At 68.7% G+C, this 24,245-nt stretch carries 15 protein-coding genes; 8 read left to right on the forward strand and 7 right to left on the reverse strand.

Annotated elements, in window-relative coordinates:
* Positions 1-286 precede the first annotated feature (286 nt).
* Together AB0I51_RS42920 and AB0I51_RS42925 are read left to right on the forward strand one after the other, a co-directional pair.
* Complete coding sequence (locus AB0I51_RS42920) at positions 287-1,675, forward strand: glycoside hydrolase family 43 protein (protein WP_362984031.1); 1,389 nt, start codon at positions 287-289, stop codon at positions 1,673-1,675.
* 14 nt (positions 1,676-1,689) lie between these two features.
* A complete protein-coding gene (locus AB0I51_RS42925) occupies positions 1,690-3,690 on the forward strand; it encodes a ricin-type beta-trefoil lectin domain protein (RefSeq protein ID WP_362984033.1) in 2,001 nt (666 codons plus the stop codon).
* 18 nt (positions 3,691-3,708) lie between these two features.
* Here the strand turns inward: AB0I51_RS42925 and AB0I51_RS42930 are convergent, their stop codons facing one another.
* From AB0I51_RS42930 to AB0I51_RS42960, 7 genes are all read right to left on the reverse strand, one after another.
* Positions 3,709-4,638, reverse strand: a complete 930-nt coding sequence (locus AB0I51_RS42930; RefSeq protein ID WP_362984035.1) for a glycosyl hydrolase — start codon at positions 4,636-4,638, stop codon at positions 3,709-3,711.
* A 60-nt stretch (positions 4,639-4,698) separates the two neighbouring features.
* Positions 4,699-5,700, reverse strand: a complete 1,002-nt coding sequence (locus AB0I51_RS42935; RefSeq protein WP_362984037.1) for a LacI family DNA-binding transcriptional regulator — start codon at positions 5,698-5,700, stop codon at positions 4,699-4,701.
* Positions 5,694-8,141 (reverse strand): alpha-L-arabinofuranosidase C-terminal domain-containing protein, encoded by a 2,448-nt coding sequence (locus tag AB0I51_RS42940; RefSeq protein ID WP_362984039.1) that lies wholly within the window; start codon positions 8,139-8,141, stop codon positions 5,694-5,696. The genes AB0I51_RS42935 and AB0I51_RS42940 overlap by 7 nt, the downstream gene beginning before the upstream one ends.
* 79 nt (positions 8,142-8,220) lie before the next feature.
* Positions 8,221-9,531: an alginate lyase family protein gene (locus tag AB0I51_RS42945; RefSeq protein WP_362984041.1), complete on the reverse strand. Its 1,311-nt coding sequence runs from the start codon at positions 9,529-9,531 to the stop codon at positions 8,221-8,223.
* A 119-nt stretch (positions 9,532-9,650) separates the two neighbouring features.
* Positions 9,651-12,479, reverse strand: coding sequence for a glycoside hydrolase family 2 TIM barrel-domain containing protein (locus tag AB0I51_RS42950; protein WP_362984043.1), 2,829 nt, complete (start codon positions 12,477-12,479; stop codon positions 9,651-9,653).
* A gap of 67 nt (positions 12,480-12,546) precedes the next feature.
* The gene (locus AB0I51_RS42955; protein ID WP_362984045.1) at positions 12,547-14,076 is read right to left on the reverse strand and encodes a right-handed parallel beta-helix repeat-containing protein; all 1,530 of its coding nucleotides are present in this window, start codon (positions 14,074-14,076) and stop codon (positions 12,547-12,549) included.
* Positions 14,077-14,116: 40 nt separating this feature from the next.
* Positions 14,117-15,613: an alpha-N-arabinofuranosidase gene (locus AB0I51_RS42960; RefSeq protein WP_362984047.1), complete on the reverse strand. Its 1,497-nt coding sequence runs from the start codon at positions 15,611-15,613 to the stop codon at positions 14,117-14,119.
* 555 nt (positions 15,614-16,168) lie between these two features.
* Between AB0I51_RS42960 and AB0I51_RS42965 the strand changes: the two genes are divergently transcribed.
* The 6 genes from AB0I51_RS42965 to AB0I51_RS42990 all read left to right on the forward strand — a co-directional run bounded on the left by AB0I51_RS42965 (position 16,169) and on the right by AB0I51_RS42990 (position 23,851).
* Positions 16,169-17,521: an extracellular solute-binding protein gene (locus AB0I51_RS42965; protein WP_362984049.1), complete on the forward strand. Its 1,353-nt coding sequence runs from the start codon at positions 16,169-16,171 to the stop codon at positions 17,519-17,521.
* Complete coding sequence (locus tag AB0I51_RS42970) at positions 17,518-18,546, forward strand: sugar ABC transporter permease (protein ID WP_362984051.1); 1,029 nt, start codon at positions 17,518-17,520, stop codon at positions 18,544-18,546. The genes AB0I51_RS42965 and AB0I51_RS42970 overlap by 4 nt, the downstream gene beginning before the upstream one ends.
* Positions 18,546-19,367 (forward strand): carbohydrate ABC transporter permease, encoded by an 822-nt coding sequence (locus AB0I51_RS42975; protein ID WP_362984053.1) that lies wholly within the window; start codon positions 18,546-18,548, stop codon positions 19,365-19,367. The genes AB0I51_RS42970 and AB0I51_RS42975 overlap by 1 nt, the downstream gene beginning before the upstream one ends.
* Before the next feature lie 28 nt (positions 19,368-19,395).
* Positions 19,396-19,539: a hypothetical protein gene (locus tag AB0I51_RS42980; RefSeq protein WP_362984055.1), complete on the forward strand. Its 144-nt coding sequence runs from the start codon at positions 19,396-19,398 to the stop codon at positions 19,537-19,539.
* A gap of 148 nt (positions 19,540-19,687) precedes the next feature.
* Complete coding sequence (locus tag AB0I51_RS42985) at positions 19,688-21,712, forward strand: TIM-barrel domain-containing protein (RefSeq protein WP_362984057.1); 2,025 nt, start codon at positions 19,688-19,690, stop codon at positions 21,710-21,712.
* A 132-nt stretch (positions 21,713-21,844) separates the two neighbouring features.
* Complete coding sequence (locus tag AB0I51_RS42990; protein ID WP_362984059.1) at positions 21,845-23,851, forward strand: beta-galactosidase; 2,007 nt, start codon at positions 21,845-21,847, stop codon at positions 23,849-23,851.
* The last annotated feature ends 394 nt before the right edge of the window (positions 23,852-24,245 follow it).

Genomic DNA, 24,245 nt, shown 5'->3' on the forward strand with positions numbered 1-24,245 from the left:
CCGCACCGCCCCGTCCGGCTGGCAGATCGCCGGCTTCCACGGACGCTCCGGCGACGAGCTGGACAAGGTCGGCTTCATCTACACGAAGCGCTGACTTCGACGCCCCGGGGCGTCTCCACCTGACGCCCCGGGGTTCACAGGAATCACAAAAGACCGACAGCACGATTGACGCGCACATGGCCAGGCTCTAATTTTCGACCGGCTCACCGAACCCCGTTCGATATAACGACCGAATCTTCCTCGTGAATGTCGTCCTGAGGGCCCCGCACACCCCCTTGGAGCACGCATGACCGCTCGCCCCCTCCCTTCCCGCCGCCACTTCCTCGGCATGGCCGCAGCCACCCCCCTGGCCGTGTCCGGCGCACTCGCCCTCGGTGCCGGGACCGCCCACGCCGCCGGATCCGCGTATGCGATGTGCTACTTCACCGAGTCGACCAGCCTCGGCGAGGGAACCGACTACGGCCTCCACCTCGCCGTCAGCCAGGACTCGCTGAACTGGATGCCGCTCAACCAGAACAGCCCCTTGGTCACGCCCACCGAAGGCGATCTCGGCCTGCGCGACCCGTTCATCCTGCGCAAGCAGGACGGCACCTTCGTCGTCCTCGCCACCGACCTCAAGGGCACGGACTGGAATTACGTCAGTCAGTACATCCACGTCTGGTACACCACGGACCTGCGCACCTTCACCGGCTACCACCGGCTGAAGCTGCACAGCATGAACACGCACTGCTGGGCGCCCGAGGCGTTCTGGGACCCGGCGCGAGGCCAGTACGCGGTCATCTACTCCGCCGTCAACGACACTGGCCACAACGTCATCATGGTCAACTACACCAGCGACTTCCTCACCGCCTCCGACCCGCAGGTCTTCTTCGACCCGGGCTACGACGTCATCGACGGCGACATGGCCGTCGGCGCGGGCGGCGTCAACTACCTCTACTTCAAGAAGGACCAGACACTCGTCGGGGCGAGATCCACCTCCCTCGCCCCCGGCAGCTTCACGGAGTTCACCACCGGTGTCGCCCACGGCGGCACCGAGGCCCCGACCCTCGTCAGGTCCCAGACCTCCGGCACCTGGTACCTGTGGGGCGACACCTACACCCCCAACGGCGTCTTCTACGCCTGGCAGTCCACCGATCTCGCCTCGGGCACGTGGACCGCCCTCGACCAGAAGACCTACACCCAGCCCCTGAACTCCAAGCACTGCGGCATCACGGCCATCAGCACGACCGAGTACGACAACCTCGTCGCCAAGTGGGGCACGCCCGCCTGGAACCGTCTCAAGTCCTACAACTACCCGGCCCGTTACGTCCGCCACTCCAACTTCGTCGGCCGCATCGACGAATACCCCATCGACCCGCCCAGCGACTCACAGTGGAAGCTGGTCCCCGGTCTCGCCGACTCCGCCGGGATCTCGTTCCAGTCGGTCAACTACCCGACCAGGTACCTCCGCCACTACGACTACCAGCTCCGACTCGACGTCAACGACGGCACGTCGGCGTTCGCCGCGGACGCGACCTTCTACCGCACACCGGGGCTGGCCGACGCGAGCTGGTCCTCGTTCCGGTCGTACAACAACCCGACCCGCTACATCCGCCACGCGAACTACGTGCTGCGCATCGACCCGATCTCCACGACCACGGACCGGCAGGACGCGACCTTCCGCGTCGGCTACTGACAGAGGGGGCCTCCATGTCGTACACCACCATCCGAAGATGGGCCGGTCGGCTGACCGCTCGTGTCCTCGTTCTCGCCCTCGGCCTGGCCGGCCTGACGGCCCTGGCAGGTCACGAACGGCCGGCCCCGCTGTCCGCCGAGCCGGCCGCCGTCAGCACCAGCCAGATCGGAGCAACCCCACCGCCCATGGGCTGGGCGTCGTGGAACAGTTTCGCCAGCAGCATCGACTTCGACGTCATCAAGCAGCAGACGGACGCTCTGGTCTCTTCCGGTATGTCGGCGGCCGGTTACCAGTACGTCAACCTCGACGACGGCTGGTGGCAGGGCGACCGCAACTCCGACGGCACCATCGCCGTCGACGCCGGCCTGTGGCCGAGCGGCATGAAGGCCGTCGCCGACTACATCCACAGCAAGGGCCTCAAGGCCGGCATCTACACCGACGCCGGCAAGAACGGCTGCGGCTATTACTACCCCACCACCCGCGCCGCCGCCCCCAACACCGGTATGGAGGGCCACTACCAGCAGGATCTGGAGACCTTCCAAAGCTGGGGCTTCGACTACGTCAAGATCGACTGGTGCGGCGGCCGGGTGGAGGGCCTCGACCAGGAGACGACGTACAAGGCCATCGCCGCAGCCAACCAGGCCGCCACCGCGGTCACCGGCCACAAGCTCGTGCTGTCCTTCTGCGAGTGGGGCAGCGGACTGCCGTGGAACTGGGCCACCGGCTACGGCGACCTGTGGCGCACCAGCACCGACGTCATCCTGTGGGGCCAGACCCCCACGACGGCCATGATGCTCACCAACTTCGACCGGGCACTGCACCCGGCCGCCCAGCACACCGGCTACTACGACGACCCCGACATGATGATGACCGGCATGAGCGGCCTGACCGCCGCCCAGAACCGGCTGCACATGGGCCTGTGGTCGATCCTGGGCGCCCCGCTGCTGGCCGGCAACAACCTGGCCACGATGAGCACCACCACCAGCGACATCCTCACCAACCGCGAGGTCATCGCCATCGACCAGGACCCACGCGGACTGCAGGGCGTCAAGGTCGCCGAAGACACCCGCAACCTTCAGGTCTACGGCAAGGTCCTGGCCGGTACGGGCAAGCGCGCCGTGCTCCTGCTCAACCGCACCGGCTCCGCCGCATCCATGACCGTCCGCTGGGCCGATCTGGGTCTCACCTCGGCCGCCGCCTCCGTACGCGACGTGTGGAACGGCACCAACGCGGGCTCCTTCAGTACGAGTTACACCACCAGCGTCCCGGCGGGAGACGCCGTCCTGCTCACCGTCTCCGGCACCGAGGCGTCCGGGGCCACGTACGAGGACACCACCACGGCCACCACGCCCGCCTTCACCGGCGTGACCGCCTCCTCGGCCGGCACCAAGCTGATCGACGTCACCTACGCCAACGGCGGCAGCGCAGACCGCCAGGCCACCATCCAGGTGGGCGGCCAGTACACGTACATGGTCTCCTTCCCGCCGACGGGCTCGTCGTCGACCTACCGGACCGTGTCCGTACTCGCTCACCTCGCCAAGGGCACGAACACCGTGCGCTTCGCGGCAGTTTCCGGCAGCACCGCGCCCGACATCGACGCCATCCGCGTCCAGAACATCCCCGGCACCGACGGCACCGCCCTGGTGGGCGCCGCCTCCAACCGCTGCGTGGACATCGAGAAGAACACCATCACCGACGCCACCCAGGCGGAGATCTGGGACTGCGCCGGCGGGCAGAACCAGACCTTCACGCACACCGCACGCGACGAACTCGTCGTCTACGGCAACAAGTGCCTGGACGCCGACGGCGGAGGCACCTCCAACGGAACCAAGGTCATCATCTGGGACTGCACCGGCGGCACCAACCAGAAATGGACCATCCACTCCGACGGCACCGTCACCAACAACCTTTCAGGCCTCTGCCTGGACGCCTCGGAGGCGGCCACCGCCAACGGCACCAAACTGGTCCTGTGGACCTGCAACGGCCAGACCAACCAGCAGTGGACCCTCAACTGACCGACGGAGTGCCGCCGGTCAGAAAGCAGCGGACAGATCGAGCCGTACGGGTTCGTCGCGGTCGCAGCGCAGGCTGCCGTCGACGACCCGTGCGGCGGCGACCTGGAGAGAGGAGCGGCGGGTGGCGTACGTGCCGTCGTCGTCGGTGACGGGGGCGACACGGCCCGGATGGGTGAAGTAGAAGACGTACGCCGTCCCGCCCTGGACGACCACGTCGGCGTGGAGGCCGATGGTCCCGTCGTCGGGGCGGCTGCCGGGCTTGTCGAGGATCAGTCCCCGGTGTTCCCACGTGGTCAGGTCGTCGGACCTCAGCACGCCCTGGCCTCGCCACTCGTCGACGAGCATCCAGTAGAACCCGCCGAGTTCGAAGACGTTGGGGCCCTCGTGCGAGCGGTGGCCGACGGCCAGCCCGGTAGGCCGCCAGTGGTAGAGGTCGGAGCTGTCGGCGGCGCAGGTGAGCGAGCCGTGGGTGTCGTCCTTGAACCACATGCGCCAGCCGCCGCCCGGCAGCGGGAACACGCAGGCGTCGATGACCCGGTCGGAGCCGAGGTCCAGAGCTCCGTGAGGGGTCCAGTCCTGCAGGTCGGGGCTGGTGTAGTGGCGGATGGAGGCGGCACCGTTCCAGTCGTCGCGTATGCCTTGGATGTAGCTGACGTACATGTGGTAAAGGCCTTCGTGCCAGAGGATCTCCGGCGCCCAGAAGGTGTTGCGGCCCCATTCGGTCTCCAGCCCGGGAAGCGTGCCACGGTAGGTCCAGGTGCGGCCGCCGTCCGCGGATGCGGCCACACCGAGGTCGGTGCCGTAGACCCAGGAGACGCCGGGGCCGGGGGCGGTGGTGCGGCGGTTGGTGTAGACAAGCCACCATTCACCGGCCCGGTGGTTCCAGATGGCCACCGGGTCGGCGGCACCGTCGTGTATCGGGTCACGGAAGAGTGGTGCGTCGGCCACGGGATTCACAGGGTTCTCCCTTGTTCGTGCTCGTGGTTCGTGCTCGCAAGGCGCGGCGGGTCAACTGCCCGTCGACTCCCGGATCACCAGGGCGAAGTCGCCGACGAAGTCGTGGTGCCGCGTCGAGGGCCCGGTCTGCTCCATGCGGCGGACCAGGAGGTCGACGGCGCGCTCGGCCATACCGTCGTGGTCCGGGTCCACGGTGGAGAGGGAGGGAATGAAGAACTCGCTCTCCGAGACGTTGTCGAATCCGATCACCTTCACCTGGTCGGGCACTCGGATCCCGGCGTCGGTCAGGCCCCGCAGAACGCCCATGGCCAGGGAGTCGGTGATGCAGAACACTCCGTCGAAGTCGAGCCCGCTCTCCACCATCTCCCGGGCACGCTGCGCGCCTTCGCGCATGCCGAGCCGGTCCACCTGTTGGATCAGGGCGCGGTCCGCGGGAAGGCCCGCGACGTCGAGCGCCTGCTGGTAGCCGGTGAGGCGGAAGCTGGAGGTGTCGACCTCCTCCAGCAGCCCGCACAGGAACGCCACGCGTCGGCAGCCCCGCTCGATCAGATGGCTGGTGGCCGCTCGGGCCGCCTCCAGGTTGGGCATGGCGACGTGGTCGACAGGACCGCCGAAGATCCGATCACCGAGGACGACCACCGGGTGCTCCACCTTGAGCCGCTCGGCGTCGGCCTGGCTCATGCCCGCCGCGGTGAGGATGAGCCCGTCGTACAGGCGGTTGCGGGACAGCGAGAGCGCGTCCAGTTCGTTCTCCCGGGAAGCGGTCTGCTCGATGCTCACCCGGAGGTCGCGCCGTTCGGCGGCGGCGACGATGCCGACCGCGAGCCGTCCGTAGTAGGGACTGTTGACCTCGGGGACGGCGAGACCGATGACCCCGGTACGGCCCTTGCGCAGGTTGCGGGCGGCGACGTTGACCCGGTAGTCGAGCCGGGCCATCGCCTCCAGGACCTTCTCGCGCGTCGACGGGCGGACGTTCGGATGGTCGTTGATGACGTTCGAAACGGTCATCGGCGAGACTCCGGCCGCCTTTGCCACGTCCTGGATCGTTACCACGCTCGCCCCCGGTCGGTGATCTGGGAATCCACTCGCATGCTAAGCCGCGCGTCCGTGCGCAGGACGGTGAAGGAGTGCCCCGGCACGACGCAGACCGGGGCGGTCAGCCGGTCGTGGGCGGGGGTTGCCGGGGCGGGCCCGTATCGGCTGGTGGCGTCCGGGGGGACGGTGAGCATGGTGCGGTCGTAGCCGGTGGTGCCCTCCGCGCCGGACAGACGGAGCCGGACGGTGACGGGGTCGGGAGTGGTGTTGGCGATCTTGACGATCACGTCACCGGCGACACTGTCACGGACGGCCGAGACGGCGAAGACCTCCGGGTCCGGCCGGACATCCTCGACGTCGTGCAACAGTGCGCCATCGCGGTAGCAGCGCACGCGCAGGCCGTCCACCTCCACCCGCAGGTCGTACCAGCGGCCGCTCGCCACTCCTTCGAGCACCCGCTCGCCGAGGTCCTCCCCCACACCGTCGTCCACCCGCTGGAGCCAGGTCGCCCGGTTGCCCCAGCCTCCGAGCCTCCACCGGTACCGCCGGTCGGAGGTCGTCCCGGTGAAGCAGAGGACGAACCCCTCGACGCCGTCCGTCTTCCTCGCCCGCACGGAGAAGGCGTACGACGTTCCCCGCACCGCGTCCGTGAGGAGCAGACCGGCGCCCGAGCCGGCCGCGGTCGCGCCATCGATACCCCAAGTACCTTCCTGGGTGCCCCAGTTGTGGAACTCCGGGGCCGGTACGAGCTCTTCTCCGACCGGGCCGCAGAAGACATCGGTGAACTCGGCGCGGGTGTCGGATCCGGTGCCGATGCGGATGTCGTGCCGGTCGCTCACCTGGACGGCCGGTGCCTGGGGCGCTCCGGTGACCGTGACGGGAAGCGCGGTGTCGCCCGAGTTCAGCGAATGCATCTGCTGGACGTGGTAGTTGAGGGTGGTCCAGACGTTGGTGTTGTCGAAGTAGATCAGGTCGGGCAGCCACTGGGTGTGGTCGCGTTTGGCGAGCAGCGGGGCGTAGGAGGCCATGCGGACGACGTCGCCGTTGCGTTCCATGGCGATCATGTAGAGGGCCTCGGCGAGCGCGCCACGGCCGTCGTTGCACCAGCTGCCGTACTCGCCGATGTACAGGTGAGGGCCCTCGCGGTCCATGCGATCGAAGCGGCGGCTGTTCTCCAGCAACCAGCGCGGCGACTTGTACGCGTGCTCATCGACGACGGGGACGTTCCGCTCGCGGGCGAAGGCCCAGCCCTTCTCCCAGTCCTCCCCGAAGGTTGCCGGGCCGAGGGTGCCGATGACGGTGATCTCGGGGTGGTGCTCGCGCAGGGCGTCGTGGATGCGGGAGAAGCGGTCGCGGAAGGTGTCGGTGATGGTGTCCTCGTTGCCGACGCCCAGGTATTCGAGGCCGAACGGTTTGGGGTGTCCGGCGGCGGCGCGCACGGCGCCCCAGGGCGAGTCGGCGGGACCGTTGGCCCACTCCACCAGGGCCAGCACCTCGGCGACGTAGGCGCCCATGTCCTCGTCGGGGAGGCCCGCCTGTCCGGTGACTTCGCTGTTCTGGCAGCAGACCCCGGCCGGGACGACAGGCACCGGCTTGGCGCCGATGTCCTCGCAGAACTGGAAGTACTCGAAGTAACCGAGGCCCATCGACTGGTGGTAGTGCCAGATGTTGAACTGCTGCCGGCGCTCGTGCAGCGGACCGACGGTCTCGGACCAGCGGTACATGTTGCCGAGGCCCTGCCCGTGGGCGAGGCAACCGCCGGGGAAGCGCAGGAACCTGGGCTTGAGGTCGGCGATGGCCTGCGCCAGGTCGGCGCGCAGGCCGTTCGCGCGCCCCTTGAAGGTGTTCTGTGGGAAGAGTGAGACCAGGTCCAGGTGGACGGTGCCGGGTCCGGTCACCGCGAGGGTGAAACGGGCGTCGGGGTCGGTGACTTCCGAGGTGATGACCGCCGTGCGGCGCCTCCAGGAGCCGCCTGGTGGACCCAACTCCGCCTGCCCGTGGACGCGTTCGCCGTCCCGGCTCTCGATCCGTGCGACCACTGGGCCGACGGCGCCCTCGGCCAGGCGGGCGAAGAGGCTGACGTCGTACGCCTCCCCCGCCCGGACCGGGATGCCGTCGAACCCCTCGTTGCACAGACCCACGCCCTCGACGGTGGTGCTGGTGAGTACCGCGTAGTGCGGGTTGGCGGGGTGCAGCGGGTCGTCGGTGGCGACCGTGAGTGATCCGGCGGCGCCGTCCCGCTCCAGCAGCTCCCAGGCGGTGAGGGAGTGCCACTCGGGCCGGTCGGCCGGGCTGTACTCGAAGGACCTGTTCTGCACCAGCTCGGCGTACAGGCCGCCGTCCGCCGCGTAGTTGAGATCCTCGAAGAACGCCCCGAACAAGTCGGTCGAGATGGCCCTGCCCAGGGCGCGGGTGTCCACCTCCACAACCGTCTCGGCAGGGGGGTTGGCGTCGGGCACGGAAATACTCCTGCGTGGGTGTGGCGTTGCGCGAACGATGCGAAGAGCGACCCCGGGGGGAGCGCGGGGCCGCCCCGGACTACTTGGCGTACATCAGCTGGCCGAAGCCGAGCTGGTCGTAGCCGCCACTGGTGGAGCCGTAGTCGCCGCCGCCGCCCTCGATACCGACGAGGGCGGACATGGCCGCGATGTACTTGTCGTCGAGGCGCTTGATCCGGTTGTAGTGGTTGTGGAGCATCGCCCACACCGGGCGGGTGCCGCCGCGCCCGGACGAGGAGATCTCCGTCTGCTCGTTGTAGGTGCAGCTGGTGCCGCTGCCCCAGCTGTAGGTGGTGTAGGGCACGTCCAGGCCGATGTTGTACTTGGCGACGTACTGGGCGCCCTTGAAGAAGCGGCTGTCCTCGTAGCCGTACAGGTCGACGCCCTGATTCCAGGCCATCTCGCAGATCGCGCCCATCTGACCCACCCCCAGCAGGCAGTGCCCCTGGTCCCGGCCGGACTCCTGCCACTGGCCCAGTGCGTAGCCGTCGTCGTCGGTGTAGAGGTACGGGATCGCGTGTTCGACGGAGCCGTTGCCCGCGCCGCTCTGGAAGTAGGTGATGGCCTCGTCGAACTTGTCGGCGTCCTCGCAGAGGATCGCGATGGCCAGGATCGACGCGATGTTGCACAGGTCCCAGTTGGCCCAGTAGTGGGTGATGCAGGTGAAGTTGTGGTCTCTGAGGAAGCCGTGGTTGATCGGGTAGAAGACGTTCAGCATCATCTGCTGGAACGCCTCCAGGTCGAATCCGTCGTAGTCGCGCAGCAGTTCACCCACGTTGGCGAACTGCCACCCCTGGAGGCCGGCGACCAGAATTCCGTCCGTGCTGCCCGAGATCGTGGTCAGGGTGCTCGACCAGGCGTTGCAGATGGCGGCCGCGCAGTCCGCATGCGCCGTGTCGCCGCTGATCAGCCAGCGCAGGGCGTTCTGGTAGGCGGCGGCGATGTCGTTGTAGAGGATCGGGTAGTTCTGGGGGTAGCTCCCTCCTCGGTAGACGGTCTCCTGGGGGTTGGCCGTCCAGGTGGACGCGGAATGCGCGTTGGCGGTCAGCACCTGCCAGTCCGCGTACCAGGGGTCGGTGCCCGCGGCGACCCTGACCCGGGCCCGGTTGATGTCACCGGGGTTGTGGAGGGCGCCGGGGTGTGTCCAGACGGACGGTGCGGCGGCGAGGGCCAGGTCGCGGACACCGTGCCGCTTGCCGGCGGCGTCGGCGGAGCCTACGGAGGCCACGCCGAGCGCGCCGGCGAGCCCGAGCCCGCCGGCGGCGCGCAGGATGCCTCGTCGGCTCAGCGGTTCGGGGCGGGGGCGTTGGGGGGTGCCTTGCCCAAGTGGGGGGAGATCGTTGTGGCTCATGGGATGTACGACTCCAATCGAACGGGCCCGAACGGCTCTGATCGGGGGATGAGGTCGACTCGGTCGAACTGTGGGGGGTGCCGAGGCGCGTGCACCGGCCGGGGCACGCGCCTCGGTGATCACCTGCCGGAAATCTCCGAGAAGGTGACGCTGAGGGGGGCGGACCGGGCGGTCAGCTCGTATTGCGGCAGGACACGAGGGCCGCACGCGGCGGACCCCAGTCCGTGCTGGGCGAGGTCGATGTTGACGTGTACGGCGTCCCCGGGCCGGAGTTCGTCGGTGTGCCGGGCGGTGTCGAGGTCCTCGCTGGTCCAGCGGCGGGCGGTCAGGTGGCAGGTCGGGGCACCGGTGACGCGTAGTCCGCCGCGCGGGCCGGTCAGTTCCGCCCAGCGGACGTCGGCCCGACTGCCGTTCTCCTGGGGGAAGACGTACGGAGTCTGCAACTCGTCGACGGTACCGCTGTGCCGGCCCAGGCGAGCGGCGCGGCGGCTGTCCGGATACGCCTCCCCTGGGCCCAGCCCGTACCAGGTCACGTGGTCGATCCAGGCGGGCAGGGCCAGCCGCAGTCCGAGCCTGGGCAGCGGGATGTCCTGCCAGCCTTCGTCCGGTTCGATCACGGTGGTGAGGCGCAGTCCCTCGCCGGTGTCCTGCCAGCGGTAGGTGGCGTATATGCCGAGGTCGGTGCCGGCCGGGGCGACCCGGGTGCGTACGACCAGCGCGTCGTCCTCGGTGTCCGTGCCGAGCAGGCGGTGGTGCAGACGGTCCAGGCCGAAGCGCCGCCAGGTGTCCGCGACCGGATCGTGACCGAGCCGGTCGTTGTCGATCGGCGCGCGCCAGAGGTCGAGTCGGGGGCCGGTGACGGGCAGGTTTCCCAGCCGGGCCAACCGGCCGGTGCGGGTGTCGAACAGGCCGGGGTCCGGCCTGGTCCCGCGGGTCGGTCGGCGCCCGGAAGTCTGCTCGGGGACACGTTGCGCCCAGGCGACCTCGTGGCCGGCCGGAGCCCAGGGCTCGTCCTCGGCGAGGCGGGCGCTGACGGTGAGCGTGCCGGTGGCGTCGGTCGTGGGGTTCGGCAGCCGGGCCGGAGGGCCGCCCGCGGGAATCGCCGGAAGCGGCAGATCGCCGGAGGCGGTCCTTTCCCCTTCGTGTTCCACCCACCAGGTCAGGACCAGATGGGAGAGGTCTCGGAAGTCGTGCAGGTTGGCGATCTCGATGCCGTCGGGTGCCATGGTGATGCGGACCGGTTCGACGACCTTCTTGTACTCGGCCAGGGCCGGCGAGGGGGTGCGGTCGGGGAACACCAGGCCGTCGCAGACGAAGTTGCCGTCGTGCAACTCCTCCCCGAAGTCGCCGCCGTAGGCGAAGTGTCCGTCCTGGCGCAGGCCGTGGTCGATCCACTCCCACACGAAGCCGCCCATGCATCGTTCGTGCTTCTCGAACAGGTGCTGGTATTCGGCGAGTCCGCCGGGACCGTTGCCCATGGCGTGTGCGTACTCGACGACGACGGCCGGCATCCCACGCCGCCGCGCGTCGGCGACCGGGTCGGCGAGCGGCTCCTCCGCGCGTCGCCCGATGGCGTCGAGCTCCTCGTGGGAGGTGTACATACGGCTGTACACGTCGGTGTAGCGACTGCCCCAGTCGTGCTCGTAGTGCACCGGCCGGTCGGGGTCGCGCCGCTTGGCCCACTCCGCCATGGCCTGGAGATTGCAGCCGTCACCGGCCTCGTTGCCCAGCGACCACATGACGACACTGGGGTGGTTCTTGTCCCGCTCGACGGTCCGCCGCATGCGGTCCAGGTACGCCTCGCGCCAGCGTGGATCGTCGCTGGGATTGCCGCGCCAGTCACCCAGCAGGGAGAAGCCGTGCGTCTCCAGGTCGCACTCAAGCATCACCCAAAGGCCCAACTCGTCGCACAGTTCCAGGAACCGGCTGTCCGGCGGATAGTGGCTGGTGCGGACCGCGTTGATGTTGTGGCGCTTCATCAGCACGATGTCCTCGCGCATGGTCTCCTCGTCGAGGACGCGCCCGTGGTCGGGGTGGAACTCGTGCCGGTTGACACCCCGCAGCAGGACGGGCCTGCCGTTGACCTTCAGCATCCCGTCCTCGACCGCGACTGCACGGAAGCCGAACCGCAGGGGGATCGTCTCTCCCCCGGCCCGCAGCTCACCGGCGTACAGCCGGGGAGTCTCGGCGGTCCAGGGCTCGACCGCCGCGAGGTCGTACGGCCCCTGGGCGGGGACGTCCCACAGGCCGAGCTCCTCGACGGTGAGCCGGGCGGGTGCGGGGGTGGTGTCGACGCGCAGGGTGCCGCGGCCAGTGGTGTGGTCGAAGTCCGCGTGCACGAAGAAGTCGTCGAGCGCTCCCAGAGGACGCGCGAGAAGCGTGACCGACCGGAAGATACCGGAGAGCCACCACATGTCCTGGCCTTCCAGGTAGCTTCCCGGTGACCACTGGTGGACACGGACGGCGAGAACGTTGTGGCCCGGCCGGACGATGCCGGTGACGTCGAACTCGGCGGGCAGGCGACTGCCGGTCGACCACCCCAGTTCCTGCCCGTTGAGCCAGGCGGTGAAGCAGGAGTCCACCCCGTCGAAGCGCAGGACCGCTCCCAGGCCGCTCCACTCCTCGCGAAGGTCGAAGACTCGGCGGTAGTCACCGGTGGGGTTGTCGTCCGGGACGTACGGGGGGTCGAGGGGAAAGGGATAGGCGATGTTGGTGTAGATCGGAGCGCCGTGGCCGTGCAGCTGCCAGTGGGCAGGGACGGGCAGCTCGTCCCATCCGGAATCGTCGAAGTCCGGCCGCTCGATGACCGTCGGGGCCTCGGTGGTGGACGGCGACAGTCGGAATCTCCAGTCGCCGTCCAGGATCAGCCGGGGCGCGTCCGAGCTGAACGCGGCCCTCGGAGGCCTTCGGCCCTCACCCGGGCTGAAGGTCGTCAGCGGATCGGTCATACGGGTTCCGGCTCCTCTTGGCAGGGTGGTGAGCGTCGGCCTGGTCGCGTAGGACCCACGAAGGCGCTCAGGACGCGGCGGCCGCCTGGGCCTCGGCGGTGGTGAGGAACTTCAGGTTCGTCACATGCTCGTTGGCGTACCACTGCACGGTGTCGGTGGTGTAGTACCAGGTGGGCTTGCGCATCGTGTCGGCGATGACGACGCCGTTGACCACGAGGTTCTCGAAGGTGACGTTCTCGATCGCGTGGTCGGCGTCGTAGCCGAAGAACAGGGACGGGTTGGCGTGGGTGCCGGTGTAGGTGAGGTTCTTGATGTAGACGTCCTCGATTCCGCGGCCGGCCGAGGTGTTGTACTTCGTGTTGAACATGACCCGGAAGTTGAGGAGTTGGCCCCAGCGGAAGTCCTCGACCCGGACGTCCTCGACGCGGACGTTCTTGATGAGGTTGGAGTCGCCTGCGTTGAGGGCGATGCAGCCCTGGTAGTTCATCTGGGGCTCGCGGTGGTCGAGGATGTCGACGTTCTTGATGAGCAGGTTCTCGATCATCTCGGGGTCGTCGGAGTTGCCGTGCGTGCCGACGTTGATCGGGTGGGCCACGTCCGCCCACAGGGTGCAGTTCTTGATGGTGAGGTTGCGGGTGTCGCCGTAGAAGTCGTTGCGGTGGGCGTAGATGGAGAAGCTGTCGTCGGATGTGCGGGCGAAGCAGCCGTCGAAGGTGAGGTTCTTGGAGCAGTAGATGGGGTAGCCGTCGCCCCATGTGCCCCAGGTGAACACGCGGGTCTTGTGGACGTGGACGTTCTCGGCCTGCCCGCAGCCGATGCCGCTCCCCAGGAAGATGACGCCGTCGACCCGGCAGTTCTTGCTGTTCTCGATCCGCAGGCCGCCGACCGAGGAGTTCGGGGCGAGCAGGACGCCGTGGCCCTTGACCGTCACCTTCTCGACGCCCTTGACGTCGAGCTGCGCCTTGAGGACGGCTCCGCCAGCCAGGTAGACGGTCTTGCCGCTGGGGACGGTGAGGATGTTGCCGGGCACGGTGTGCAGGCCCGGACCGTAGTAGAGGACGTCCGGGTCGTCGGCGGACGGGGCGTGCTTCTCGACCCGGTTGGTGATGATGTGCAGGCAGTCGAAGATCTCGTCGTTGATCTGGACGATGACGTCCTTCGGCTCGTCGAGCGTGAACACCACGGTGTCGCCGCCGACTTCGGGCGTGATGCCGTACGAGTCCGGCCGTACCCGGGCCTTGGTGGTGCCGCCCTTGAGGTAGGTGACCTCCACCTCGACCGGCCCGCAGAAGTCGAAGTACACCATCGAGGAGCCCCAGACCTTGCCGGAGCCGGTGGTGGGGTTGATCTCCTTCACTCCCGGCGCGTAGCAGGAGAGCGTCTGCCACGCGCCGTCGGGAGCGGTACGGACCCGCACCCTGAAACTGGCCTGGGTGCCGACGCCGGACGGTATCGGGTAGGTGACCAGCTGCGGCGCGGGGGCGTCGGCCGTCTCGCCGGCGTGGGCCGCCGTGGCGGTCAGGGAGGACAGACCGGCGGCGAGGGCGGCTGCTCCGGCGGCCTGGAGGGTTCTGCGACGGGTCGGGTACGTGTTCACTGCGGCTCCTGGTCAGTCAGGTGGAATGGAGGGGCGGAGGTCAGGCGAGGGGCAGCCTGACCGTCAGGAAGGAGTGGGGCGGCAATGTCAGGGCGAGACCCCGCTCGGTGGTCTTGAGGTCGTCGAAGGGGCGCGGGGCGACCGTCCGCGGCGCCCCGGGGGTGTTGTGGTCCTGGATCCGGTCGGCCGTGAGGATGCGGGCGACCGCCTCGCCGACCGCGTGGCCGCGCAGGTCGAGGGTCAGCTCGGCAGGCTCCTCGGCGTGCAGGTTCGACAGGGAGATCAGCACGGTCCCGTCCTTGACGCTCGCGGACGCGGACAGCAGGTCCCGCTGCGCGTCCTCGCCGCGCAGGTGCACGGCGAGCGAAGTGGCGTCCTGGTGGCCCTTGTTCATCTCGAACACGTGGTAGGTCGGGGTCAGGACCAGCGCGTCCCCGTCGGTGAGGACCATCGCCTGGAGGACGTTGACGGTCTGGGCGATGTTGGCCATGTGCAGACGTGCAGCGTGCTTGTGGAAGATGTCGAAGTGCGTGGCGGCCACGAGCGCATCGCGCAGGCTGTTCTGCTGGAACAGGAAACCCGGGTTGGTGCCCGGCTCGACGTCCCACCAGGTGCCCCACTCGTCGAGGACCAGGCCGACCGTACGCCCGGGGTCGTAGACGTCCATGACCGTGGAGTGGCCCGTGAGGATGCGGTCGACGCGGCGGGCGGCGACCATGGTCCGGTAGTAGTCGTCGGTGTCGAAGACGGTGGCGCTGCCCTTGGCCTCCCATGGGCCGGCGATCGTGTAGTAGTGCACGGACAACCCCTGGAAGAAGTTCTTCGGGGTGGCCTCGCAGCCGAAGCAGCTGATCTGCTGCATCAGGGTCTCGGTCCACTTGTAGTCGTCGTCCGAGGCGCCGGAGGCGATGCGGTACAGCTTGTTGTCGCCGTGGTCCCGGCAGTACGTGGCGTACTGCCGGGCCAGGTCCGCGGAGTACTCGGCGCGCATGTTGCCGCCGCAGCCCCAGGTCTCGTTGCCGATCCCCCAGAACTTCACGCGCCAGGGTTCCTCGCGGCCGTTGGCCCTGCGCAGCCTGGCCATGGGGCTGTCGCCGTCGCGGGTCAGGTACTCGACCCACTCGCTCATCTCCTGCACGGTGCCGGAGCCGACATTGCCGCTGATGTAGGGCTCGGCGCCCAGCAGTTCGCACAGGGCCATGAACTCGTGGGTGCCGAAGTGGTTGTTCTCCTCGACGTCGCCCCAGTGGGTGTTGACCATCCGGGGGCGATGGTCGCGGGGGCCTGTGCCGTCCTTCCAGTGGTACTCGTCGGCGAAACAGCCGCCGGGCCAGCGGAGGTTGGGAATGTTCAGGGCCCGCAGCGCCTGGACGACGTCGAGCCGGATGCCTCCCTCGTTGGGTATCGGCGAGTCCTCCCCGACCCAGAAGCCGCCGTAGATGCAGCGGCCGAGGTGCTCGGCGAAGTGGCCGTACAGGTGGCGGCTGATCGTCGGGCCCTGGATGTCGAGGTTGATGACCGCGGTGGCGTGGGACACGGAAGTGCTCCTGCGTGGATGGAGAGGTGCGTGGGGGCGTTGGGCACGGGGCGTTGTTGCGAGGCGCTGTCGCGGGGCGCGAGCAGGGACGGCGTCGCGATCCCGACCCGGCTGCCTTGTCCGAGGTGTCGAATGTGTTAGCAACCGGTTTCTTGTAGCGATACAAGAAGCTGCCACCGTCGTGCCGGATGAGTCAAGAGGCTTGCGCCAAGGTGATGTCGACGTACGTCAACATCCGGTCCGAGCGATGCTTTTGGGGTGTTCCGAACTCTTGACACCACTCCGAGACGGACCTAGCGTTCGCCGGAAGTTTCACCCAACCGGTTTCCTGTCGCAGGCGTTTCGGGGCGTTACGCCACACAGGACGAAGCACCGGCCCCTCAACTGTCTTCCTGGACCGGCGTGTTCGGCGGCAGCCGACGAGGCCGTACACCGATTCCGGGTGTCCAGCACTTCCTCCGCCCGGCCCGATTCCCTCCCCCGCGCGTCCTCCACCGCGCGTCAGCGCCGTTCCGCACACCTCTGCCCTCCACCCGCGCGAAAGGCTTCACTGTCATGCCCGTTTCCCCCAGAGGCTCCCTCGACCGGCGCCGTTTTCTGGCCGCCTCCGCCGGCGCCGCTCTCTCGGCCGCTGCCCTGCCCGGATGTGCCGCCTCCGTGGACTCGGGGAGCGGCGTCAAGGGCGCCAAGGAGACGCTCACGATCATGGACGTCGCCTGGACCAAGAAGGACAAGCAGAACGCCGAGCGCGCGCTCGGCATGAACCTCGACATCGTCACGTACGACGTCACCAAGCTCAACGCCATGCTCGCCGGCAAGAACCCGCCGGACGTGGTCCGCGGCATCGGCGCGACGGACGTGCCCTACTTCGCCGCGCGCGGTCTGATGACGGACCTGGACGCATACTTCGCCAAGAGCAGCGCACTCAAGCCCTCCGACCTCGCCCCGGCCAACGACGTGTGGCGCTACGACCACACGTCCAAGAGGCAGGGCACCGGCCCCCGCTACGGCATGGCGAAGGACTACTCGCAGGACTGCATGTTCTGGTACCGCACCGACATGTTCGAGGCGGCCGGACTTCAACTCCCCAGCGACACCGAACCGTTGTCCTGCGACGAGTGGCTGGACCTCGGCAAGCGCCTGGTCAGGCGCAGGCTCGGCAAGGTGAAGGTGTACGGCCTCAGCGGCACACCCCTGGGCGGCCCCCTCACCCAGGTCATGTGGATGGCCGCGTCGGCCGGCGGGAGCCTGTTCGCCGAGGACCTGGCGACGGTGGACTTCTCCTCGCCCGAGGCGCTCAAGGCGCTGCAGTGGTACCTGGACTACGCGAAGGCCGACATCGGCCCGAGCGTCGTCAACCCCAACCCGGACGGCTGGGACTGGCCCACCTACCAGGCCGACCGTATGGCGATGGCCACCGACGGCTACTGGTACGGCGGGACCATCGGCGGCGACACCAGGATCGCCGGCGTCTCACGGTTCGCCCCCGCACCTCAGCTCGGCAGCCACCGCGTCAGTCCCTGCTTCAGCGGCACCGGCTACTGGGTCCCCAAGCAGGCCAAGAACAAGGAGGCCGCCTGGAAGTACTTCGAGTGGTACTTCGGCGGCAAGCCCGCCGAGGACCGGGCGACCAGCGGCTGGGGCATACCCTCGCTGAACTCCCTGCGCTCGAAGATGCCGCGGGACACTGCGTTCCACAAGCAGTCCTACGAGGTCCAGCAACGGGAGCTGGCCTTTTTCTCGGTGCTGCCCGTCAGCCCGTACGCCCAGGTGGACGCCCTCAACGTGGTGCTGACCAAGGTGCTGCCGGACGCTGTCAAGTCCGGCACCCCGGCCGGGAAGATCGCCGGCAAGCTCAACTCCCAGATCAACGAACAGCTCGCGCGGGGCAAGGAGCTGGTGGGGTGAGCACCGATCAACTCGCAGGTTCGGACGCGCGTTCGCCGATGCGGGCGGCCGTCACCCGGCCCCGCTCGACGCGAGCGCGCCGGCCCCGCTCACTGCGGGCCCGCCGGACGGGGGCCTTCTATATGTTCACCGGCCCCTGGTTGCTGGGCTTCCTCGGCATGACGGTCTTTCCGCTGGGCTACGCGCTGTGGCTGAGCTTCACCAATTCCGACGGGCTGTCCCCGAACGCCCGCTACGTGGGGCTGGCCAACTACCGGGAGGTCTTCTCCGACCCGGACACCCTGGCGTCGCTGGCCCGCACCGGCCTGTTCGCCGCGATCACGGTGCCGCTGACGATCGCGGCAGGTCTGTTCCTCGCGGTGCTGCTGAACCAGCCGATCCGGGGCCGGGGCGTGTTCCGCACACTGGTCTATCTGCCCGCCGTGGTGCCACCGGTCGGTGCCGCCCTCACCTTCAAGCTGATCTTCGACCGTGACTCGGGGTCGGCCAACGGCCTGCTGGACATCTTCGACGTCAACGGGCTCGCCTGGCTGCAGGATCCGTACGCCCGCTGGGTGCTGATCACGCTGACCGTGTGGGGCTGCGGGAATGTCATGATCATCTCACTTGCGGGGCTCCAGGACATCCCCGCGGAACTGCTCGACGCGGCGCGGGTGGACGGGGCCAGCTGGTGGCAGTCCTTTACCCGGATCACGCTGCCCCTCCTCTCCCCCGTCCTGTTCTTCCAGCTGGTCACCCAGATCATCGCGACTCTGCAGAGTTTCCTGCCGCTCCTCATCGCGGTCGATCCCACGCCCAAGGGAGTGGGGGCCGTACCCCAGAGCAACCAGCTGATCATGATCGACGTCTTCGAGCAGTACTTCTCCAACGGCCGCTACGGCTATGCCTCCGCCCTGCTCTGGGTGCTCTTCGCGTTCGTCCTGGCCGTCACCTTCCTCGTCTTCAGGCTGAGCAAGGGAGTGGTCTTCTACTCCGTCGATCCCGAACCTGCGAAGAACAAGCCCCGGACGATCGGAGACAACTGATGGTCCTGGCCCGACGCAAAGTCGTCTACATGCTCCTGGTCGCGATCCTGGTGCTCGTGCTCAGCCCCTTCGGCTGGCTCCTGATCAGCGCGTTCAAGGACCCCTCCGAACTGCGAGCGGTGCCCATCCACTGGTGGCCGCACCACCCGACCCTGGAGAACTTCCATCTGGCCCTGACGCTCTTCGACTTCTTCGGCTACGCCCGTAACTCGCTGACGATCGCCGGAATCTACTCGGTGCTGATCACCCTGGCCTCGGCCTGGGCCGGCTACGGCTTCGCCCGGCTGAGCGGGCCGGGCAAACGGATCATCTTCGGCCTGTTGCTGTCCACGATGATGACACCGCAGATCATCACCCTCATCCCGACCTACCTGCTGTTCGCCAAGGCCGGGCTGACCAACACCTATGTGCCGTGGGTGTTGTGGGGGCTGGCCGGAGCGCCATACCTGATCTTCCTCTTCCGGCAGTTCTTCACCAACATGCCCAAGGAACTGGAAGAGGCGGCGATCATCGACGGCTGCGGCCAGATCCGCGTCTTCTGGCGGATCTTCCTCCCGCAGTCCTGGCCGGTCATCGCCACCAGCCTGGTCCTCTCCTTCAGCTGGAGCTGGGGTGACTACATCGCCCCCGCCCTGCTGCTGGACGACGACCGCACGACGCTCGCGGTGAAGATGGCCACCGGCTACGTCAACGAGCACGGAACCGGCCTCTACACCGTCGTCGGAGCGGGCGCCGTCCTGTACATCCTGCCCTCACTGATCCTTTTCCTGATCCTGCAGCGCGGCTTCGTCACCAGCACTGCCACGTCCGGACTCAAGTGACCGACTCTGCCGATCCCGGAGCCGCACCATGACCACACACCCCGACCTCTCCGTCCCCGGCACCGCCTACAACCCAGAACAGTGGCCCGAAGAGGTGTGGGCCCAGGACAGGCACCTCACGCGCGGGGCCGGCGCCGACTCCGTCGGCATCCTCTCCCGAACCCTCAGGTGACCCGTGGCGAGGACGCGGTCGACGAGAGGGCCCCGCTGCCGGGCTGCTCCGACAAGAGGCCGCGGGCTGTCCTCCCCGCTCCTGGAACGGCACCCGACCGTCACCGTCGAGCACCGTCAATTTCCTGATCCGATAAGGAATGCCAGTCATGACCGTCTTCACCGCACAAGGCGGCGTCCTCGAACGACGCACCCCGCACGAAGTCCTCCGCATCGAGCCCTGGGGACCGCACTCGGTACGGGTCCGTGCCTGCCCGGGCCAGGCTCCGGACGACACACTTCCCGGCGCCCTGGACGTTCCCGTCACCGCCCGTGCCGCCACGGTGGCCGTGCACGCCGACGGCGGCGCCCGCATCGTCAACGGCCGCCTCACCGTGGAGGCCGACGGGGACGGTTCGCTGCGCTTCCTGGACACCGCAACGGGCCGTGAGCTGCTCTCCGACAAGCGCCCCTACCAGGGGTGCCCGCCGGCCCGCTCCTACCTGCCAATGACCGACGGCACCCACCGCATCGAGCAGCGCTTCGAGGGATACGACGGCGAACGGATACACGGCCTGGGCCAGCATCTGCACGGCCGCTTGGACCAGAAGGGCCTGGTGATCGATCTGATCCAGGGCAACACGGTGGTCACCATCCCGTTCCTGCACTCCTCCCGCGGCTACGGCCTGCTCTGGAACAACCCCGCGACGGGCAGGGTCGAGCTGGGCAGGGACGCCACCCGCTGGGTCGCCGACTCGGCCCACCGGATCGACTACTGGATCACCGCGGGCGACACCCCGGCCCACATCATGGAGGCATACGCCGAGGCCACCGGACGCCCGCCGCTGCTGCCCGAGTGGGCGGCCGGTTTCTGGCAGTCCAAGCTGCGCTACCGCACGCAGGACGAACTCCTGGCCGTCGCCCGGGAGTACAAGGACCGCGGACTGCCGCTGTCGGTGATGGTCTGCGACTTCTTCCACTGGACCCACATGGGCGACTGGGGCTTCGACCCCACCGACTGGCCCGACCCGGATGCCATGATCAAGGAACTGGAGTCACTCGGGGTCAAGTTGGCGGTGTCCGTCTGGCCCACCGTGGAACCCGGCAGCCGCAACCACGACGCACTGCGCGACGCCGGACTCCTCGTCGGCGACAGCCACGGCGGCCCGCTGACCTTCCCGTGGCCCGCACGCGGTCACGGCACGGATCACCAGCCGATGGCCTACTTCGACGCCACCCATCCGGCCGCCCGCCGCCACCTGTGGCAACAGCTGAGCGAGCACTACCGCTCGTTCGGCGTCTCCGCCTTCTGGCTCGACGCCTCCGAGCCGGACATGCCTCTCGAACTGGCCGCCCGCGCGGTCTACTCGACGGGCCCCGGTGTCCAGGTGGGCAACCTCTACGGCAAGCTGGTCGCCCGCGCAGTCGCCGACGGCCTGACCGAGGCCGGCGACGAACGCCCGCTCAGCCTCGTCCGATCAGCCTGGGCCGGCAGTCAGCGTTACGGCGCCGCCCTGTGGTCCGGCGACATCCAGCCCACCTTCGAGTCGCTCGCCCAGCAGATCCGGGCCGGGCTGAACGTCGCGATGAGCGGCATCCCGTGGTGGAACACCGACATCGGCGGCTTCCTCGGTGGCGACCCCACCGACCCGACCTACCGGGAGGTGCTGGTCAGGTGGTTCCAGTACGGCACCTTCAGCCCCCTCATGCGCCTGCACGGCGACCGTGCCCCGAACCACCCCACCTTCTCAGCGGACATGACCGGCGGGCCCAACGAGGTCTGGTCCTACGGGGAAGAGGCATACCCGGTCCTGACCGCGCACCTGCGCCTGCGCGAGCGGCTGCGCCCCTACCTGCTGGAGCTCTCCGAACAGGCACACCGCACCGGGGCGCCGGTCATGCGCCCCCTGTTCTTCGGCTTCCCCGAGGACCCGCATGCCTGGACCATTGACGACCAGTTCCTCCTCGGACCCGACATCCTCGTCGCCCCGGTCACCGAGGCCGGCGCCCGCAGCCGCACCGTCCACCTCCCGGCCGGCACACGCTGGACCGACACCGCCACCGGTGAACTCCACGAAGGCGGCACCACCCTCGACGCTTCCGCGCCGCTGGAACGCATCCCGGTCTTCGTCCGCGAAGGCGCCGCGGTCGCGGAAGCCTTCACGGATTTCCGGGCGGGAGCTGCGCGTGGCTGAAGGAGTCCGACGAGCGGCCGCCGGTGACATCGCGACTCCCAGCGCCGTCGTCCTCGCGCACACCCCTGCCCTCGACCGGCGCAGCCACGTCCCGACCCAAATGACCGACTCTGCCGAACCCGGAGCCGCACCATGACCACACACCCCGTCCTCTCCGTCCCCGGCATCGCCTACGGCGGCGACTACAACCCAGAACAGTGGCCCGAAGAGGTGTGGGCCCAGGACATGCGCCTCATGCGCGATGCCGGTGTCAACTTCGTCAGCGTCGGCATCTTCTCCTGGGCCCTGCTGGAGCCCTCGGAGGGCGTGTACGACTTCTCTCGCATGGACAGGATCCTGGACCTGCTGCACGAGAACGGCATCGCCGCCGACCTCGCGACCCCGACCGCGGCGCCCCCGGCGTGGTTCTACCGCGCCCACCCGGAGGCGCTGCCGGTCGACAAGGAGGGCCGCCGACTGTCGTACGGCAGCCGCCAGACGCTCTGCCCGTCGAGCCCCGCCTACCACGAGGCCGCCCTGCGCATCACGGGCGCGCTCGCCGAGCGGTACGCCGACAACCCGGCGGTGGCGATGTGGCACATCCACAACGAGTACGGCTGCCACAACAACTCCTGCTACTGCGACACCAGCGCGGCGGCGTTCCGGGACTGGCTGCGCGCGAGGTACGCCGACGACCTGTCGGCGCTGAACGACGCGTGGGGCACCACCTTCTGGGGCCAGTGGTACTACGACTGGGACGAGATCCTGCCCCCGCGGGCGAGCGGCGCCGGCCCCAACCCGTCCCATCTGCTGGACTGGCGCCGCTTCAGCTCGGACGAACTGCTGTCGCTCTACCGGGCAGAGCGTGACGTGGTGCGGAAGGCAACCCCCGCCACTCCCGTCACCACCAACTTCATGGCGATCACCGACGCGCTCGACTACTGGCGCTGGGCGCCGGAGCTGGACGTGGTGGCGAACGACCACTACACGATGTCCACCGACCCCGAACCGGAGATCGAGATCGCGCTGAGCAGCGACCTGATGCGGTCACTGGCGGGCGGCCCCTGGTTCCTGATGGAGCACTCCACCGGCGCGCTGAACTGGCACACCGTCAACCGGCCCAAACGGCCCGGTGAGTTGCGCCGCAACGCCCTCGCGCACGTGGCCCACGGCGCGGACGGCATCGCCTACTTCCAGTGGCGGGCCTCGAAGGCCGGCGCCGAACAGTGGCACTCGGCGATGGTTCCGCACGCCGGGACCGACAGCCAGATCTGGCGGGACGTGGTCCGACTGGGCGCCGACCTCAGGGCACTGGCCGAGGTGCGCGGCAGTACCGGCACGGCCGAGGTCGCCATCACCTGGGACTGGAACGCCCGTTGGGCCTTGGAATTCCCCGCCCAGCCCAACAGCGAGCTGCGCTATGTGGACCTGGTGCGCTCCTGGTACGACCCGCTGTGGCGGGCGGGCGTCGCCGTGGACTTCGTACGCCCGGACGCAGACCTGTCGCCGTACCGCCTGGTTCTGGTTCCGGGGCTGTACCTGGTCGACGACGAGGGTGCGGCGAACCTGGCTGGGTTCACCGAGCGGGGCGGAACCCTCGTGGTCGGCTTCCACAGCGGAGCCGTCGACCAGAACTGCCATGTCCGGCTGGGAGGTTATCCCGGAGCGTTCCGCGAGGTGCTGGGCGTCAGTTCGGACGAGTACTTCCCGCTCCAACCCGGCGAGACGGTCGGACTCAGCGAGGGCGGTAGGGGCTCATTGTGGTCGGAACGACTGCGCCTGGCGGGAGCGGAGGCGGTGACGGAGTACGCCGACGGGCTGCTGGCAGGCATACCCGCCGTGACCCGGAAGGCGTACGGAGAGGGCACGGCCTGGTACCTGGCCACGCACCCGGACCCAGCCACCCTCACGTCCCTCATCACCACGGTATACACCGAGGCCGGAGTGGAAACGGTCCGCATGGCACCGGAGGGCGTCGAGGCGGTGCGCCGCCGATCGCCGTCCGCGGACTACCTGTTCCTCATCGACCACTCGGGCCTCGGCGCGGAAGTGACGGTCGCCGAGGACGCGGTCGAACTCCTCACCGGCAAGGCGACGCCGGGCTCGGTGACGCTGGCACCGGGAGAAGTCGCGGTGGTACGCGAGCCACGGCACGGCTGACGAGCGGGTCCCGTGTCGGGCGGCGGCTGTTCGGGGACAACGGAAGCGACATCAGCCGATCCGCCCTCGCTCGTGCGGTTCGACATCCGTGAAGGCTTCCGGGACCGACTCGGCCGACCATCGGCCACCAGTACGAGAAGCGCGTTGCACGGCGGCCGCACCGGACAGGGGAACTTCGCATGGACGTCTGCGGGATCCCGCTTTAGAGGGCCGGATCTACGGCTGCCAGGTGGGCAGGGCATCGCTGTCTGGACACTCATGTCGACTCAGGCGACCGTGCACCCCGAGGTCTTCGGCCCCAGCCACCGGAGCGGCAATTCGCGGCGGATGGGGCCCTGAAGGCGCCGCGGTTGATTCCCTCGACCTGCCGGTGCCGAGCGAGGAGCTCGCTGTC

Origin of the sequence: Streptomyces sp. NPDC050549, from assembly GCF_040655035.1 — a bacterium.
Classification (GTDB): domain Bacteria; phylum Actinomycetota; class Actinomycetes; order Streptomycetales; family Streptomycetaceae; genus Streptomyces.

Excerpts from the sequence above, each read along its gene's own strand:
- AB0I51_RS42920 (WP_362984031.1), top strand. The coding sequence starts at position 287 with ATGACCGCTCGCCCCCTCCCTTCCCGCCGCCACTTCCTCGGCATGGCC.
- AB0I51_RS42925 (WP_362984033.1), top strand. The coding sequence starts at position 1,690 with ATGTCGTACACCACCATCCGAAGATGGGCCGGTCGGCTGACCGCTCGT.
- AB0I51_RS42945 (WP_362984041.1), bottom strand. The coding sequence starts at position 9,531 with ATGAGCCACAACGATCTCCCCCCACTTGGGCAAGGCACCCCCCAACGC.
- AB0I51_RS42950 (WP_362984043.1), bottom strand. The coding sequence starts at position 12,479 with ATGACCGATCCGCTGACGACCTTCAGCCCGGGTGAGGGCCGAAGGCCT.
- AB0I51_RS42965 (WP_362984049.1), top strand. The coding sequence starts at position 16,169 with ATGCCCGTTTCCCCCAGAGGCTCCCTCGACCGGCGCCGTTTTCTGGCC.
- AB0I51_RS42975 (WP_362984053.1), top strand. The coding sequence starts at position 18,546 with ATGGTCCTGGCCCGACGCAAAGTCGTCTACATGCTCCTGGTCGCGATC.
- AB0I51_RS42980 (WP_362984055.1), top strand. The coding sequence starts at position 19,396 with ATGACCACACACCCCGACCTCTCCGTCCCCGGCACCGCCTACAACCCA.
- AB0I51_RS42985 (WP_362984057.1), top strand. The coding sequence starts at position 19,688 with ATGACCGTCTTCACCGCACAAGGCGGCGTCCTCGAACGACGCACCCCG.
- AB0I51_RS42990 (WP_362984059.1), top strand. The coding sequence starts at position 21,845 with ATGACCACACACCCCGTCCTCTCCGTCCCCGGCATCGCCTACGGCGGC.